The organism is Nonomuraea ferruginea, assembly GCF_039540635.1.
Taxonomy (GTDB): domain Bacteria; phylum Actinomycetota; class Actinomycetes; order Streptosporangiales; family Streptosporangiaceae; genus Nonomuraea; species Nonomuraea ferruginea.
The window spans coordinates 108,832-124,508 of sequence record NZ_BAABFD010000008.1 but is presented as its reverse complement, the minus strand read 5'-3'; the positions used below and the strand labels follow the sequence as shown (position 1 = coordinate 124,508).

The following is a 15,677-nucleotide window of genomic DNA, read 5'->3' as shown; positions in this document are numbered from 1 at the left end:
GCCAACTTTTCAAACTGTCAACGGACATATGCCAAAAGGCCGCCAGGGCGTCCTGGCGGCCTTCCGGGTGATCGTGAGTTGCGGGAGTGGCGGTTGGGGGCCTGATCAGCCCTTCGTGGCGTACAGCGCCTCGATGTCGGCCTCGAAGTCGCGCATCACGACACCCCGCTTGACCTTGAGCGTCGGGGTCAGGTGACCGCTCTCCTCGGTGATGTCCGCGGCCAGCACGGTGAACTTCTTGATCTGCTCGGCCTTGGACACCATGCTGTTGGCCCGGTCGACCGCGCCCTGCACCTCGGCCAGCACGCGCGGGTCGGTGCGCAGCTCCGCGGCTGTGGCCGGGGCGTACGGCTCCAGCGCCTCGGGATCGAGGGTGACGAGCGCGCTGACGAACGGCCGCCCGTCGCCGATCACCATCGCCTGGGAGACGAGCGGGTGCGCGCGCAGCGCGTCCTCCAGCGGGCCGGGGGCGACGTTCTTGCCCGCGGCCGTCACCAGGATCTCCTTCTTTCGCCCGGTGATGCGCAGGTAGCCGTCGTCGTCCAGCTCGCCCACGTCGCCGGTGTGGAACCAGCCCTCGGCGTCGAGGACCTCGCCTGTGGCCCGGTCGTCGTTCCAGTAGCCGGTGAAGACGTTGCGTCCCCTGGCCAGGATCTCGCCGTCGTCGGCGACGCGCAGGGTGACGCCCGGCAGCGGCCGGCCCACGGTGCCGATCTTGTTGCCGCCCGGCAGGTTGACCGAGCACGGGGCGGACGTCTCGGTCAGGCCGTAGCCCTCGAACACCTCGATGCCGACGCCGCGGAAGAAGTGGCCCAGCCGGTCGCCCAGCGCCGACCCGCCCGACACCGCCGCCGACAGCCGGCCGCCCGTGGCCTCGCGGAGCTTGGCGTACACCAGCTTGTCGAACACGGCGTGCTGGAGCCGCAGCCCGAGCCCGGCGCCACCGCCGGCGCGGGCCTTGCTCCAGGCGACCGCCACGTCGACGGCGCGGGCGAAGATCTTGCCCTTGCCGCCCGCGATGGCCTTCTGCTCGGCGGCGTTGTAGACCTTCTCGAACACGCGCGGCACGCCCAGCAGGAACGTCGGCCGGAACTCCTGGAGGTCGGGCGCGACGTTCTTCATGTTGGGGGTGTGCGCCATGACCGCGCCCGCCTCCAGCAGCACGACCTGGATCATCCGCGCGAAGATGTGCGCCAGCGGCAGGAACAGCAGCGCGGCGGGAGCGCCGGTGAACAGCGGCCGCAGCGGCCCGCGCAGCACGTTCAGCGCGGTGAACAGCAGGTTGTCGTGGGTGATGAGGCAGCCCTTGGGCCTGCCCGTGGTGCCGGAGGTGTAGACGATCGTCGCCAGGTCGGACCCGCTCACCCGGGACCTGAGCTCCTCCAGGGCGGCGTCGTCCACGTCGCCGGGGGCGAGCGAGCCGTCCAGCGCGGCCTCCACCCGCCAGACGTCCTTCAGCCCGGGCGCCGCCTCGCGCACCGTGCGCTCGTGCGTGTCGAGCTCGGTGAAGGCGGCCTTGGCCCCGCTGTCGGAGATGATCCACCTGACCTGTTCGGCCGAGGAGGTCTCGTAGATCGGCACGGTGACCGCGCCGATCGTCCAGAGCGCGTAGTCGACGAGCGTCCACTCGTAGCGGGTGCGCGACATCAGCGCCACCCGGTCGCCGTGCCCGACGCCCGCCGCGGTGAGCCCCTTGGCCAGCGCGGCCACCTGGTCGCGGAACTCTCCCGCGGTGACCTCGGGCCAGCCGTCGCCGGTCTTGCGTGCCATGATCACCCGGTCGGGCTCGTCCCGGCCGCGTTGGAACACGGTGTCGGCCAGCGAGGCAGAGGCGGGGACATCCACCAGTACGGGGACGCTGTACTCGCGCACGGATCAACTCCTCCGGGTGCACGCTTCGGGTCGACCCGGACGTTACCGCGATATGTTACTTAGCGGTAGGTTTCGTCATCCAGGCGTTATGTGGAACGAATCATCACGCTAGCAGGCGTAACTCGTAGGATTTCCCGCATGAGGGTCCATGTGGTCAGTGACGTACACGGCAGGGCCGACGCACTGGCGACCGCGGGAGACGGCGCCGACGCGCTGATCTGTCTCGGTGATCTCATCCTGTTCATCGACTACGACGACCACGGCCAGGGCATCTTCGCCGATTTGTTCGGCGCCGAACGGGCCGGGGAGTTCATCGCCCTGCGCACCGCCAAGCGCTTCGACGAGGCCAGGGCGATGTCGGCCAAGCTGTGGGCGAGCCTCGACGGCGACCCCCGCGACCACATCGAGCGCCACGTGCGCGCCCAGTACGCCGAGCTGTTCACCGCCATGCCCGCGCCGGCCTACCTGACCTACGGCAACGTGGACGTGCCCCGCCTGGGCGGCGACTACCTCAGGCCCGGCCACCGGGTGCTCGACGGGGAGACGGTGGAGATCGGCGGGCTGCGCTTCGGCTTCGTCGGCGGCGGGCTCAAGACCGACTACCGCACCCCCAACGAGATCAGCGACGAGGAGTTCGCCGCCAAGGTGGAGGCGGTCGGAGAGGTGGACGTGCTGTGCTGCCACATCCCGCCCGCCGTGCCCGAACTGCTCTACGACGTGGTGGCCCGGCGCTTCGAGCGGGGCAGCGAGGCCACGCTGGAGCTGATCAGGCGCACCCAGCCCCGTTACGCCCTGTTCGGGCACGTCCACCAGCCGCTCCACCGCCGCACCCGCATCGGCCGCACCGAGTGCGTCAACGTCGGCCACTTCAGGGGCAGGGGCGTGCCGTACGTCCTCGAGTGGTGACCCGGGCCGCTCCGCCGCTGAGGCGGGTTTCTGCACTACTTTGGTCCCATGGCTGATCGCACCAGTTCGAGTATCACCGTCGACGCCGACCGCGCCCGCGTGATGGCGGTCATCGCGGACCTTCCCTCGTACCCCGAATGGGCAGGTCAGGTCAAGAGCGCCGAGGTCCTCAGCAGCGGCCCCGACGGCAGGCCGGAGACCGTGCGGTTCGTGCTCGACGCCGGCGTGATCAGCGACACCTACACCCTCGCCTACACCTGGAACGGCGACGAGAGCGTCACCTGGCACGTGTCCGAGCCCGGCAAGATGGTCTCCGAGCTCGACGGGCGTTACCTCCTGGCTGACACGGGCAGGGGTGTCGAGGTGACGTACGAGCTCGCCGTCGGCCTCGCCGTCCCCATGATCGGCATGATCAAGCGGAAGGCGGAGAAGGTGATCGTCGACACGGCGCTCAAGGGTCTCAAGAAGCGTGTCGAAGGTCGTTGAGGTGACTCCGCGCGTTCTGCTCTTCACCGGCAAGGGCGGCGTCGGCAAGACCACCGCCGCGGCCGCCACCGCCACCCTCGCGGCCCGGCGCGGGCTCAAGACGCTCATCGTCTCCACCGACACCGCCCACTCCCTGGCCGACGCGCTCGCCGCCGAGCCCGGCGAGATCGCCCCGGGCCTCCACCTGCACCAGGTCGACACCCAGCGCACGCTCGAACGCCACTGGGGAGAGCTGCGGGAGTACGCCCGCGGCGTGCTCGTCGAGCTGGGCCTCGACGAGATCACCTCCGAGGAGATCACCGTCCTGCCCGGCGCCGAGGAGATCATCGCCCTGCTGGAGCTGCGCGAGCACGCCCGCGAGGGCCGCTGGGACGTCATCGTCGTCGACTGCGCGCCCACCGCCGAGACGCTGCGCCTGCTCGCCCTGCCCGAGGCGCTCGACTGGCACGTCAACCGGCTGCTGCCGGTCGGCCGCAGGCTCATGCGGCTGGCCGCCCCGCTGGTGCGCGGCGTGGCCAGGGTCAGCACGCCGGGCGAGGAGGTGATGAGCGCCGGCGAGCGCTTCCACCGCGGGCTGCTGGAGGTGCGCGAGCTGCTCACCGGCGACCACGCCTCGGTGCGCCTCGTGCTCACGCCGGAGGCGGTGGTGCTCGCCGAGGCCAGGCGCACCCTCACCTCGCTCAACCTGTACGGGTACCGCGTCGACGCGGTCATCGCCAACCGGATCTTCCCCGGCGAGGACGCCGACGAGTGGCGCGCCCGCTGGGTGGCCGCCCAGTCGCGGCTGCTGGCCGAGGCCGAGGAGTCGTTCGCGCCGCTGCCCGTGCACACCGTGCCCTACCTGCCCGCCGAGCCCGTCGGCCGGCACGCGCTCGCGGCCGTCGGCGAGGCGCTGTACGGCGAGTGCGACCCGTTCGCGCCGCCCTCGGTGGAGCCCCCGCTGCGGCTGTCGGCCGACGAGCTCACCCTGGCCCTGCCCGGGGCCGAACGGGGCGAGGTCGACCTGGCGCGCAAGGGCGACGAACTGATCATCACCGCGGGCCCGTACCGGCGCATCCTGGCCTTGCCCATGGCGCTGGCGCGAAGGAAGATCAGTGGGGCCGTGCTCCGCGACGGCCTGCTCCGGGTACGGTTCACCTCGGAGGCGGAAACCGACGAAGCGCACGGCCGGGACGGCACGTGAGCGAAGAGGGCGGACGCCGTACCGACCGGGAGGGTCCCATGACCGAGAACACTCGCAACACAGAGAACGACAGAGATCCCATCGGCGCCGTCGCCGAGGAGGCGCGCAAGCTCTTCGACAGCTTGCAGGGCCGCGCCACCCGGCATGTCGGGAAGTCCGTCTTCCACTCGTTCACCGGTGGCGGCGGTCGATCCGAGAAGGACGTGTGGAGCGAGGCCGTCGCCGAGCCCGACGACGAGTACATCTGCCGCGCCTGCCCGGTCTGCCGGGCCATCGCCGCGCAGCGCGAGTCGGGCGCCGGCCGCGCCCCCGAGGGCACCGCCGACGTCGCCACCCACCTCGTGGCCGCCGGCGGCGAGCTGTTCGCGGCCTTCCGCGGCGCGCTCGACGTGCTCGGCAGCCGCCCCGAGCCGCGTCAGCGGGACGACAGGGGGCGCGACGACCGCGACAATGTGGAACACATAGACCTGGACTAGCTGAGGGGATGCGTCATGCTCACGATCGGTGTGGACATCGGCGGCACCAAGGTGGCAGCGGGCGTGGTGGACGACGACGGCGTGATCGTCGAGCAGACCCTCAGGCCCACCGACGCCGAACACCCCGATCTGGTCGCCGAGACCGTCGCCGCCTGCGTCCGCGAGCTGGGCGCCGGGCGGGAGATCGAGGCGGTGGGCATCGGCGCGGCCGGGTTCGTCGACGAGTCCCGCTCGGTCGTGCGCTTCGCGCCCAACCTGGCCTGGCGGGAGGAGCCGCTGCAGAAGCGGATCAGCGGCCTGGTCGGGCTGCCCGTCGTGGTGGAGAACGACGCCAACGCCATGGCCTGGGGAGAGTTCAGGTACGGCGCGGGGCGCGGCCAGTCGCACATCGTCTGCCTGACCATCGGCACCGGCATCGGCGGCGGCATCGTCCTCGACGGCGCCCTCTACCGCGGCCGCTGGGGGATGGGCGCCGAGCTGGGCCACACGCAGATGGTGCCCGGCGGGCGGCTGTGCGGCTGCGGCCTGCACGGCTGCTGGGAGCAGTACGCGAGCGGCAACGCGCTGGTCGTCGAGGCCAGGGAGATCGCCGCCGCGCACCCCGAACGGGCCGAGATCCTGCTCGGGCTGGCCGGCGGCAAGATCGACGGCGAGGAGGTGACCGAGGCGGCGCGCCAGGGCGACGACGCCTCGCTGTCCGCCTTCGCCGTCCTCGCCGACGGGCTCGGCCAGGGCATGGCCGATCTGGCCGCCGTGCTCGACCCCGGCTGCTTCATCCTCGGCGGCGGCGTGTCCAGGGCGGCCGACCTGTTCGTCGACCGCGCCAGGAAGGCCTTCGAGGAACGGCTGACCGGCAGGGGCCACCGGCCGGTGGCCGAGGTGCGGCTGGCCGAGCTCGGTCCCTCCGCCGGCCTGGTGGGCGCGGCCGACCTGGCCCGCCGGCGCTGAGCCGGTTGACCACCCTCAGGATCGGCACGTACAACCTGCGCGGGCTGCGGGACGACGTGCCCGCGCTGGTCCGCGTGATCAGCGCGATGGGCGCCGACCTGGTCTGCCTGCAGGAGGCTCCCCGGCTGGCCGGCTGGCGGGCCCGCTGCCGCGCGCTGGCGGCCCGTTGCGGGCTGCGCCTGGTGGCGGGCCAGGGCGTGGCCGGGGTGGCGGTGCTGGCCGCCCCCTGGGTGCGGCTGGTGCACGCGGAGAGCCGCCTGCTGCGGGTCTTCCTCGGCCTGGAGCCGCGCGGGCTGGCCATGGCCGTCGTGCGGGCGGGCCCGGCGCTCCTGGCCGTCGGCTCGGTCCACCTCGACCTCGACGGCCGGGCCAGGCTCCACCACGCCGCCGAGGCGGTGGCCCGCCTGCGCCGGATGGCGGCACCGTACGGCGCGCCCGTCGTGCTGGGCGGGGACGTGAACGAGAGCCCGCACCAGCCCGCCTGGCGCTACCTCGCAGGGCAACTGACCGACTGCTACGCCGCCGCGCCCCGGGGCGACGGGCTGACCTTCAGCTCCAGGCGGCCCCTGCACCGCATCGACGGGCTGTTCGCCGCGCCCGGGATCCGGGTAGTGTCCTGCGGCGGCGTGGACGCCTCCGGCGCCGATCTGGCCGGTGCCACCGACCATCTGCCCGTCGTCGCCGAGGTCCGACTTGGAGAGTGAAGGGTGATCGGCGTCGCGCAACCCGTAGCATTTCCCTCATGACCCGTCGCTCTCGGCGGCGTGCGCTCACCATGATCCTGGCGGCCGTCCTGGCCGTACCCGGCCTCCCGACCGCCGCGCATGCCGATCCACGTCCACGCCCCGCCGCCAACGACGCGTGGCAGCGGACCACGAGCGTGCAGCTGCCGGTCGATGGGTCGCTCTCCGACGTGCTCGCGCTGTCGCCCGGCGACGTGTGGGCCGTCGGCCAGCAGCAGATCTGGGACGTGTGGAAGAACCGCGGCACCATCCGCCACTGGAACGGCGAGCGGTGGAGCGAGATCGGCATCCGCGACGCCACCGGCGCCGGCAACCTGCGGTCGGTCTCGGCGGCCAAGGCGGGCGAGGTGTGGGCGGTCGGCGACGGCCACGACGGGGTGCCCTACATCGCCCACGGCAACGTCGGCGGCTTCGACCGGATCAGGCCCCAGGGGCTGCGCAGCGGCGACTGGCTCGGCGGCGTCGAGGCGGGCGCCGACCGGGTCGTGGGCGTCGGCAGCCGCGGCAAGCACGCGCTCGTCGTCACCCGCGAAGACGGCGACTGGCTCGTCCGCGAGACCGGCGAGAAGGGCGCTCTCTACGCCGTCGACGGTGACTTCGCCGTCGGCGACACCGGCACCGGACCGTTGATCATGAAGCGGTCCGGCAGCTCGTGGAAGCGGGTGAAGACGCCGGCCATCGCCGGCGGCTACCTGCGCGACGTGCACACCGACAGCGCCAAGCGGGCGCTCGCCGTCGGCGGCGTCTACCACGGCCCCGGCGAGGTCGAGCCGCTCGCGCTCACGTGGAACGGCAAGCAGTGGCGGCGCCTGCCCGTCCCGACCGGCGCGGCCCGGCTCTACGGGGTGACCGGCGACGGCAAGGGCCACTACTGGATCTCCGGCTACGACCCCGGCCACGCCGCCGAGGCCTACATGCTGCGCTGCGGCAGGCGTTCCTGCGACGTCGTGCGGGGCAAGGCGGCCGACGGCAGGAGCAGCGTCCGCCTGCAGGCCGTCACCTACCTGGCGGGCAGCCAGGCGGTGTGGGCGGTCGGCCACGCCGTCGACGCCCAGGAGCGCTACACCGACGTGGTGGAGTCCTTCGGGCCGCGCGATCCGAAGAAGTCCTAGAGACGGGCGCCGTCGTCCCACCCGGAGTCGCCGCTGGGGCCGTCGCCCATGCGCACCACCAGCGCCACGAACCCGCCGATGAACGCCGCCACCGCGGTGAACAGCGCCCAGCCCTCCATGTGCCAGTCGGCGATCGCGGCGATCAGGAGGTAGGCCGGGCCGCCGAACAGCGCCACCCAGGCGAGCTTGGCCGGCAGGTCGAGCTTCGGCAGCGGGGGAGGAGGCGGCGGCACGTAGTGGTCGTCGTCCTCGTGGGGCTTCTCGTCATCGTCGTCGTCGGCGCCGTGCTCGTCGTCCTCGGCGAACTCCTCCGGCGGCCTGACCACCCGCCGCCCGGGCTCGACCGGGACGTTCTCGCTGTCCGGCCAGGGCTGATCGGCCGAGTCGCGCTCGGCGGTGTCGTTGAAGGACGCGACGATCTGCCGCCAGACCTCGTCCTCGTCACTCTGGGGCGTCACCTAGATGGGCCTCTCCACAGCGATCGCGACTTCCCCCTGGGTGCGATCAGTCCCTCTGCAAGGGTACCGAGGCATGGGTTCGGATGAAGTCGAGGCTCCCGGCAAAGATCCTGTCGGCATCGTTGTCCAGCGTCGCAACATGGTAACTATCGGCCAGCTCCTCGATCGTGGCCTGCGGGACCTTCTCACGGATGATGGCCACGGAGGCGGGTTTCACCACATGGTCGTCGGTGCTGTGGTAGACGAGCACCGGCTGCGTCAGCTTGTCCAGGTCGGCCTGCACCAGCGACCAGAGCTCGGGCAGCGACGCCGCCGCCTTCACCGGCGTGCGGCTGTAGCCCAGCTCGGTGACCCCCGGCTTCTTCACGTCGTTGGCCACGCCGGGCACCGACGGGACGAACCACTTGAGCAGCGGCGCCAGCTTCATCAGCCACACGTCGTTGGTGATCGACGGGTTGACCACCACCACGCCGCGCACGCCGTCGCCGTGCATCTCGGCCAGCCGCAGCGCCAGGCAGCCGCCCAGCGACAGCCCCGCGGTGAACACCTCGGCGCAGCGACCCTGGAGGTCCTCGAACGCCTTCTCCACCTCGGCGTACCAGTCCTCCCAGCGGGTGCGGTTCATCTCCTGCCAGGTGGTGCCGTGACCGGGCTGCCGCGGCAGCGACACGGTGAGCCCGCGCGCGGCCAGATACTCGGCCCACGGGCGCAGCGACTGCGGCGTGCCGGTGAAGCCGTGGCACAGCAGCACGCCGATCGGACCTGCTCGGTGGTGATAGGGCTCGGCGCCTGGCATGAGCGGCATAACAGCTCCTCCATGCTTTTTCATCCCGGAACTGCCCGATCGTCGCACGATCCAGGGCATTTGTGCGAGAGCTGGTGTAGGAGCATCCACCGAGGGATGGGAAGATGACTACGCGTTGCCGACCGTCGCGTGAGGAAGAGGTGGCCGGGTGTTCTACTGGGTGGTCAAGGCCATCTTGGGGCCGATCCTCCACATCGTCTTCCGGCCGTGGGCCGAAGGCGTCGACAACGTGCCCAAGGAAGGGCCCGCGATCCTCGCCGGCAACCACCTCTCCTTCGCCGACCACTTCTTCGGCCCGCTCCACCTCCGCCGCAAGGTCATCAGCCTGGGCAAGTCCGACTACTTCACCGGGCGCGGCATCAAAGGCTTCTTCACCCGCATGTTCTTCAGCGGGGTCGGCACCGTCCCGATCGACCGCTCCGGCGGCAAGGCCAGCGAGGCCGCGCTCCGCACCGGTCTTCGCGTGCTGCGCGAGGGCCACCTGCTCGGGATCTACCCCGAGGGCACCCGCTCGCCCGACGGCCGCCTCTACAAGGGCAAGACCGGCGTGGCCAGGCTGGCGCTGGAGTCGCGGGCCCCGGTCATCCCGTGGGCCATGGTCAACACCTTCGAGATGATGCCGCCGGGCCGCCCGCTGCCGAAGTTCGGCATCCGGCCCGAGGTGCGGTTCGGCAAGCCGCTCGACTTCTCCCGCTACTACGGCATGGAGGACGACCGGCTGGTGCTCCGCGCGGTGACGGACGAGATCATGTACGCCCTGATGGAGCTGTCGGGGCAGGAGTACGTTGACAAGTACGCCGCCAGCGCCAGGGTCGAGATGGAGCGCGCGGCCAGGGCCGCGGCCAAGGGCGAGTGACCCGGCTCCCGCCTGTCAGGGCAGGTGGACGACGATCTGCCGGATGTGCTCTGGAGTCGTACGGCAGCAGCCGCCGATCAGCGAGGCCCCCGCCGCCTGCCACTCCTTGGCCGCCTGACCGTACTCGATCGGGTCGGCCAGGCCGCGCCAGCGGCGTTCGGCGGCGTCCCAGGTCTCGCCGGAGTTCGGGTAGACCACGATGGGCAGGCCGCCGCGGAGCGCGGCGATGAGGCCGGGGATGTGCCGCGGGGCGGTGCAGTTGGCGCCGACGGCCACCACCTGCGGGTTGCCGGCGAACAGGGCCGCGGCCTCGGTGATCGGGGTGCCGTCGCTGATGTGGGCGGCGTCGCGGCAGGAGAAGCTCACCCACACCTTGACCGACGGCGTCTCGGCCAGCAGCCTGGCCAGCGCCCGCGCCTCCGCGAACGACGGGATGGTCTCGCAGGCGAGCATGTCGGCCTCCGAGGAGGCGAGGATCTCCCAGCGGGGGCGGTGCCAGGCCAGCAGGGCGTCTTCGTCGATGCCGTAGTCGCCGGTGTATTCGGCGCCGTTGGCGAGGTAGGCGCCGTAGGGGCCGATCGAGGCGGCGACGAGCCCGTGGCCCGCCTCGTCGCGGGCCTGCGCGGCCACCTCCACCGAGGCGCGGATCAGGCGCTCGGCCTGGCCGCGGTCGAGGCCCCGGCGCACGAAGCCGGGGACGGACGCCTGGTAGCTGGCGGTCGTGGCCACGTCGGCGCCGGCCGCGAAGTAGGCGGCGTGCGCCTGGCGGATCAGGCCGGGGTCGTCGAGGAGCAGGCGCGCCGTCCAGAGCTCGTCGCCGAGGTCGGCGCCGAGCGCACTGAGCTGGGTGGAGAGCCCACCGTCCAGAACCATCGTGGTCACCCGTCCAGAATATGGTCCGGACGGGGTTGTCCGGCCCCTCAGGCATGCGTTTTCCCGGGACCGTCATCCGCTCGTTTGTCAGCCGTCCCCGAGGAGACCCCGCCCCCGGGTGGGAGGAATCGGACCCTGCAGGACACCCTCCCCGCAGGGCGTACGAAGAGGCGAAAGGCCTGCTGAAGCCGGTGTAATACCGCAGCAAGCGTTCTCCCGACATTCAGGGTCTGGAGGATGTCAAGACTGTGAGAAATCACCCCAAACAAAGCCCTTCGGCGCGTCGCCGCGCAACACGGCGAGGCTCTCCGGCGGTGCGCGTCGTCCGGCCGCGTGGCTTTATGGCGGTGCGCGCCGTCCGGGGCCCCGCGCGGCTCTCGGGTTTGGCCGGGCGGAGCTGCGTCGTCGGGCGGCGCCGCTCGGCTCTTGGGCCTGGCCGCGTTCCCGGTGGGGCGGGTCGTCGGGTGGCACCGCGCGGCTCTTCGGCCTGGCCGAGTTTCGGGCGGGGCCCGTCGTCGGGCAGACCGGGCGGCTCTCCGGCCCGACCGGGGTACCCGGCCGGGCCGGAGCGACGGCGGACTCGACGCGCCGGGCGCCGCCCGTCAGGACCGCTTCAGAACGGGCGGCGCTCCGCGCCGGGCGGTGCCGTCAGGGGCGCTTCCAGAACGGGCGGCGCGCCGGGGCGCCGTCAGGGGCGCTTCCAGAAGGGGCGGCGGGCGTCGCCGGGGTTTCCCGGGGGAGGGCCGCCGGTGAGGGCGGTGAGCACCTCGATGGCCCGCTGCCTGAGGGACTCGGGGTCGGTTCCGGGACGCTCGGCCGATTCCAGTTCGCGGGCCAGCGCCGACAGCTCGGCGTGCCCGCCGAGGTACGCCGACAGGGCGGCCAGGCGGGAGCCGAGGTCCGCCAGGTAGAGGGCGTTCGGCGCGTGCAGCGCCTTCAGCCGGTCCAGCTCGGCGACGAGCTGGACCCTGACGGTGTCCAGGCCCCGCGTCGCCCGGGGCGCGGGCGCGGGACGGGCGGACATGGGACCGCGAGGCATCCCCGCGGGCCTGCCGGACACCGGGCCGCGCGGTCCCGCCGCGCCGCCCGCCAGGAAGTCGGGCACGTCCAGGTCGTCGAAACCGGCCGAGCTCATCCGGGCCACCGCCGGCGCGATCGCGCCGGGAGCCGGGCCCGCCATCGCGGTGAGCCCGAACGCCATCGGCGCGGCGGGCGTCTCCCACCCGCTCGGCAGCTCCACCGGCTGGATCACCCGGTGCTCGGGGCCGCCCTCGGCCGCCGGCCGGGAGTCGACCGCGACGTAGGCGGTGAACCGGCACAGCACGCCGTGCTCCAGCGAGACCCGGACGATCTCCCGCTCCAGCTCCCGCTCGCCCATCGCGTACCGGTCCTCCAGCTCGCGCAGATGGGCCCGCGCCCAGACGGCGCGCAGCGCGGGGCTGTCGGCGACGGTGCCCGGCACCCGCTCCTCCCACGGCGCGCCGGACGCCAGCCCGCGCACGGTCACCGACGAGCCGCCCCGGCACCGCCCGTACACCCGCAGCGGCACCCCCGGGAAGATCGACCCCAGCCGGGTGACCGTGCCCGGCTCCACGTCCAGGTCCTTCAGCGACAGGTCCGTCACCATCGGCGCGCCGATCCGGCGGTGGATCTGCTCCATCGCCGCGTCCAGCCGGTCCTCCGACTCGACCAGCTCGCTGCGGCCCGCGCCGAGACCGGCCAGCCTGCTCAGGAAACCCGCGTTCACCGCCCGGTCGATGCCGACCGTGTGCACCCGCATCGCCGACAGCGCGCCGCCGGTCAGCTCCAGGATGTGGTCCTCGTTGCCCACCTGGCCGTCGGTGACCAGCACCAGGACGCGTTCCCTGCCCTGCTCGCCGTCCAGCAGGCCGATCGCCCGGCGCAGCGGCTCCAGCAGCTCGGTGCCGCCGCGCGCGTCCACCCTGGCCAGGTGCTCGACCGCGCGGTAGCGGTTGCGGTCGGACCCCTCGGCCAGGCCCTCGAACGCCTCCTCCACCACCGAGTCGAACGCCAGCACAGCGAACCGGTCGCGCGGCGTGAGCGTGTCCACGATCCGGGCCGCCGCCCTGCGGGCCGCGACCATCTTCCAGCCCGCCATGCTGCCCGAACGGTCCAGCAGCAGGACGAGGTCGCGCGGCTGCCTGTCGGCCTCCAGCTCGGGCGGGACCACGAACAGCGCGAACGTGCCCGCGCCGTCGAACTGCAGGGACGTGGACGCGGCGAACGACATCCGCAGGATGAAGTCCCGGTCCAGCCGTTCACCGGCGCGCAGTCGTACGATGTCGCCTTCTTCCTCGACCACGTGCAGGCTGGAGGCCAGCTCGCGCAGCTCCAGCCCGGCGGCGTCGATCCTGGCCGAAAGGGACAGGCGGACGGGGTTCGGGAAGCCGGGCAGCAGCACCGGGGGAGTGATGCGGGAGGCGTCCGGGACCGCGTCGGTGTCCGGCGCGGCGCCCGAGCCCGCAGGCTCGCCGTCGATCGGCTCGCCGGGGATGTAGCGGGGCGCCACCACCAGCGGGAAGCGGAACGTCGCCGCGCCGTCCTCGTACGGCAGCGGCTGGCTCAGCGTCAGCCGGACCGTCACCCGCTCGCCGGGCAGGATGTTGCCCACGCGGATGGTGAACACGTCCGGCCGGTCCTCCTCGGCGATCGCCGCCCGCCTGCCCTCGCGCAGCGCCCGGTCGTAGTCGGCGCGGGCCTGGCCGCGCTCCTTCAGCACGCCCTCGACGACGCGGTCGTCCGCCTCCATCCGGAACGCGGTGACGGCCGCCCTGTCGGGCAGCGGGAAGACGTACGTGGCCTCCAGCGTGACGTCGAACGGGTTGCGGAAGCCCTGGGCCACCTCGACGCCGGCGACCAGGCCCGAGATCGTCGCGTGCACGTCGACGCTCTCCAGCGGCAGGTTGCCGCGCTCGGTCCGCAGCGCGCCGATCCCCGCGTCGGGCTCCGGCACGCATCGGGCGGGCTCGAGCGATGTGATCTTCATGTGAGTCCCCTCTCTTCGAGCACCGCGAGCAGCGGCGCCGCGGCCGCGAGTAGTGCCCGCACGTCGTCGTCTCCCGGCGCCGGGCCCGTCCCGTCGAGCACCAGCACCACCCCGGCCGCCAGTCGCACCCCGTGCACGGCACCCGGCACCTTCTCTTGTACGGGCCGGTCCGCCCCTTCCGCAGCCCGATCCGCCTCCTGCGCCGTCCGATCCGTCCAGAACCTGGCCCGTACCCCCGGATTCCCGTCCCCTCGGTACGCACCCTCACCCCCGCCTTCGGTAAGCCCCCCTGGCGGGGTCACCCCACCAGAGGGAACCACCGAGTTCCCCCGGCGACCCGTTCCCGGCCCAAGAACCCGCGCCGCATCCGCTCCTGCGGAGTGCGGGGGAGGTGGTGCGGGGGCCTGCGTCGGGTCTGTCCCGGTGGGGTGTGGAGGGCGCGGCCGGGAGGTTTGTGACGCATCCGCTCCCGTGGAGTGCGGGAGAGCCGGTGCGGGGGCCTGCGTCGGGTCTGTCCCGGTGGGGTGTGGAGCGCGCGGCCGGGAGGTTTGTGACGCATCCGCTCCCGTGGAGTGCGGGAGAGCCGGCGTGGGGATCTGCGTCGGGTCTGTCCCGGTGGGGTGTGGAGCGCGCGGCCGGGAGGTTTGTGACGCATCCGCTCCTGCGGAGTGTGGGGGAGCCGGTGCGGGGATCTGCGCCGGGTCCCGTCCCGCGAGGTGCGGAGCGCCCGGTCCAGAAGTTTGCGCCGTGTCCGATCCCGTGGGGTGCTGAGCTCTCGGTGGGGTGGGTTCCGTGGCGTGCGACTGGTCTGCCCTTGCGGCCTGTGGCGTGCCGGGGCCCGATGAAGGCCGGGGGGTGTGCGGAGCCGCTATGGCGGGGGCCGGGGGCAAGGGCGTGGTGCGGGCCGGTTGGTGGGGGTCTGGGGTGGGGTGGCCGGGGTCCGGACCCGGGACGGGCCAATGGTCGGTGGGGAGGCGGGCGGTGGCTTCGAGGGTGGTGTCCGCGGCGCCGGCGAGGGCGATCTGGATGTCGGCGATCGACATGCCCTCCGCCTGCAGCCGCTTGACGGCCACGAGTTGCAGCAGGTGACGGCGCCCGTACCGGGCGATCCGGCCGCGCCGGGTCAGGGGCGGGTCGACCAGCCCGATCGTGGTGTACCACCTGATGAGCCGCTCGCCCGGCACCTCGCGGACCCGGCCGTTGAGCGGCCGCGCGTGCGCGCGCAGCGCGTCGGCCGCGCGCTCCGCCAGCTCGCCGATGGTCCAGGTGTCGCTCATGTCCTCACAGTGACACTGTCACAATTACAGTGTCAAGGGGAATTCGGATAAGACGAATGAAAGGGACATCTACGGGGAGGAGGTACACCATGGCTCCGATTACCAGCCCGCTTTCGGGCGAAGCTAAGACCACCACCGCGAAGTGCCTGCAGGGCGCCCTGATGGACCTGATCGACCTGTCCCTGGTCGGCAAGCAGCTGCACTGGAACGTCATCGGCCCGAACTTCCGTTCGGTCCACCTGCAGCTCGACGAGGTCGTCTCGCTGGCCCGCGCGCACACCGACATCGTCGCCGAGCGCCTGGTCGCGCTGGGCGCCAACGCCGACGGCAGGGCCGCCACGGTGTCCAAGTCCACCAAGCTGACGCAGCCGGAGTCCGGCTGGATCGAGTCGGGCAAGGTGGCGGCGACGATGACCGACATCCTCGACGGCGTCAGCAAGCGGATGCGCGAGCGCATCGACCTGACCGATGAGACGGACCAGGCGACGCAGGACATCATCATCGCGGTCACCCAGGAGATCGAGAAGCAGCGCTGGATGTTCCAGGCCATGAGCTGATGTGTGCGGTCACCAGCCCGGGAGCCGAGCGGCCCCGGGCTTCCGCATGTCCGGCGCGGGCAGTTCGCATTCTGTTCGATCCCGGAGTCCTCGCCATTCATGTCCGTGCGGTCCACTA

Annotated in this window: 15 protein-coding genes and 1 pseudogene; 9 read left to right on the top strand and 7 right to left on the bottom strand. The window is 72.5% G+C overall.

Features of this window, described 5'->3' with window-relative positions; genetic code table 11:
• Positions 1-105 precede the first annotated feature (105 nt).
• Positions 106-1,872, bottom strand: a complete 1,767-nt coding sequence (locus ABD999_RS17020; RefSeq protein ID WP_271275368.1) for an AMP-dependent synthetase/ligase — start codon at positions 1,870-1,872, stop codon at positions 106-108.
• Positions 1,873-2,010: 138 nt separating this feature from the next.
• Between ABD999_RS17020 and ABD999_RS17015 the strand changes: the two genes are divergently transcribed.
• From ABD999_RS17015 to ABD999_RS16985, 7 genes are read left to right on the top strand one after another with little or no spacing between them, the layout of a single operon-like run.
• Positions 2,011-2,778, top strand: coding sequence for a metallophosphoesterase family protein (locus ABD999_RS17015; RefSeq protein ID WP_271275367.1), 768 nt, complete (start codon positions 2,011-2,013; stop codon positions 2,776-2,778).
• A 48-nt stretch (positions 2,779-2,826) separates the two neighbouring features.
• The gene (locus ABD999_RS17010; protein WP_271275366.1) at positions 2,827-3,264 is read left to right on the top strand and encodes an SRPBCC family protein; all 438 of its coding nucleotides are present in this window, start codon (positions 2,827-2,829) and stop codon (positions 3,262-3,264) included.
• A gap of 1 nt (position 3,265) precedes the next feature.
• Positions 3,266-4,447: an ArsA family ATPase gene (locus ABD999_RS17005; RefSeq protein WP_148032783.1), complete on the top strand. Its 1,182-nt coding sequence runs from the start codon at positions 3,266-3,268 to the stop codon at positions 4,445-4,447.
• 38 nt (positions 4,448-4,485) lie between these two features.
• Positions 4,486-4,923, top strand: coding sequence for a hypothetical protein (locus ABD999_RS17000; RefSeq protein ID WP_148032782.1), 438 nt, complete (start codon positions 4,486-4,488; stop codon positions 4,921-4,923).
• Positions 4,924-4,938: 15 nt separating this feature from the next.
• On the top strand, positions 4,939-5,871 hold the full coding sequence (locus tag ABD999_RS16995) for an ROK family glucokinase (protein WP_148032781.1): 933 nt from the start codon (positions 4,939-4,941) through the stop codon (positions 5,869-5,871).
• Between the two features lie 5 nt (positions 5,872-5,876).
• On the top strand, positions 5,877-6,575 hold the full coding sequence (locus ABD999_RS16990; RefSeq protein WP_271275365.1) for an endonuclease/exonuclease/phosphatase family protein: 699 nt from the start codon (positions 5,877-5,879) through the stop codon (positions 6,573-6,575).
• A gap of 38 nt (positions 6,576-6,613) precedes the next feature.
• Positions 6,614-7,726, top strand: coding sequence for a ligand-binding sensor domain-containing protein (locus tag ABD999_RS16985; RefSeq protein ID WP_261808681.1), 1,113 nt, complete (start codon positions 6,614-6,616; stop codon positions 7,724-7,726).
• Here the strand turns inward: ABD999_RS16985 and ABD999_RS16980 are convergent.
• Positions 7,723-8,184: a hypothetical protein gene (locus ABD999_RS16980; protein ID WP_148032779.1), complete on the bottom strand. Its 462-nt coding sequence runs from the start codon at positions 8,182-8,184 to the stop codon at positions 7,723-7,725. The two genes, ABD999_RS16985 and ABD999_RS16980, sit on opposite strands and share 4 nt — an antisense overlap.
• 46 nt (positions 8,185-8,230) lie before the next feature.
• Positions 8,231-8,989, bottom strand: a complete 759-nt coding sequence (locus ABD999_RS16975; protein ID WP_148032778.1) for an alpha/beta hydrolase — start codon at positions 8,987-8,989, stop codon at positions 8,231-8,233.
• Between the two features lie 148 nt (positions 8,990-9,137).
• On the opposite strand from ABD999_RS16975, the gene ABD999_RS16970 reads away from it, so the two are divergent.
• On the top strand, positions 9,138-9,845 hold the full coding sequence (locus ABD999_RS16970; RefSeq protein ID WP_148032777.1) for a lysophospholipid acyltransferase family protein: 708 nt from the start codon (positions 9,138-9,140) through the stop codon (positions 9,843-9,845).
• 15 nt (positions 9,846-9,860) lie between these two features.
• Here the strand turns inward: ABD999_RS16970 and mmuM are convergent, their stop codons facing one another.
• From mmuM to ABD999_RS16950, 4 genes and pseudogenes are all read right to left on the bottom strand, one after another.
• Complete coding sequence (gene mmuM / locus ABD999_RS16965; RefSeq protein WP_271275370.1) at positions 9,861-10,718, bottom strand: homocysteine S-methyltransferase; 858 nt, start codon at positions 10,716-10,718, stop codon at positions 9,861-9,863.
• A 688-nt stretch (positions 10,719-11,406) separates the two neighbouring features.
• Positions 11,407-13,725, bottom strand: coding sequence for a VIT domain-containing protein (locus ABD999_RS16960; protein ID WP_271275364.1), 2,319 nt, complete (start codon positions 13,723-13,725; stop codon positions 11,407-11,409).
• Positions 13,722-13,862 (bottom strand): hypothetical protein, encoded by a 141-nt coding sequence (locus ABD999_RS16955; RefSeq protein WP_271275371.1) that lies wholly within the window; start codon positions 13,860-13,862, stop codon positions 13,722-13,724. Before ABD999_RS16955 ends, ABD999_RS16960 begins: the two co-directional genes overlap by 4 nt.
• An 885-nt stretch (positions 13,863-14,747) precedes the next feature.
• Positions 14,748-15,002 (bottom strand): annotated as a pseudogene (locus ABD999_RS16950) (MerR family transcriptional regulator); the annotation flags it as partial.
• Positions 15,003-15,091: 89 nt separating this feature from the next.
• Here ABD999_RS16950 and ABD999_RS16945 point away from each other — a divergent pair.
• Positions 15,092-15,559 carry a Dps family protein gene (locus tag ABD999_RS16945; RefSeq protein ID WP_148032775.1) on the top strand — a complete coding sequence of 156 codons (468 nt, stop codon included), beginning with the start codon at positions 15,092-15,094 and terminating at the stop codon, positions 15,557-15,559.
• The last annotated feature ends 118 nt before the right edge of the window (positions 15,560-15,677 follow it).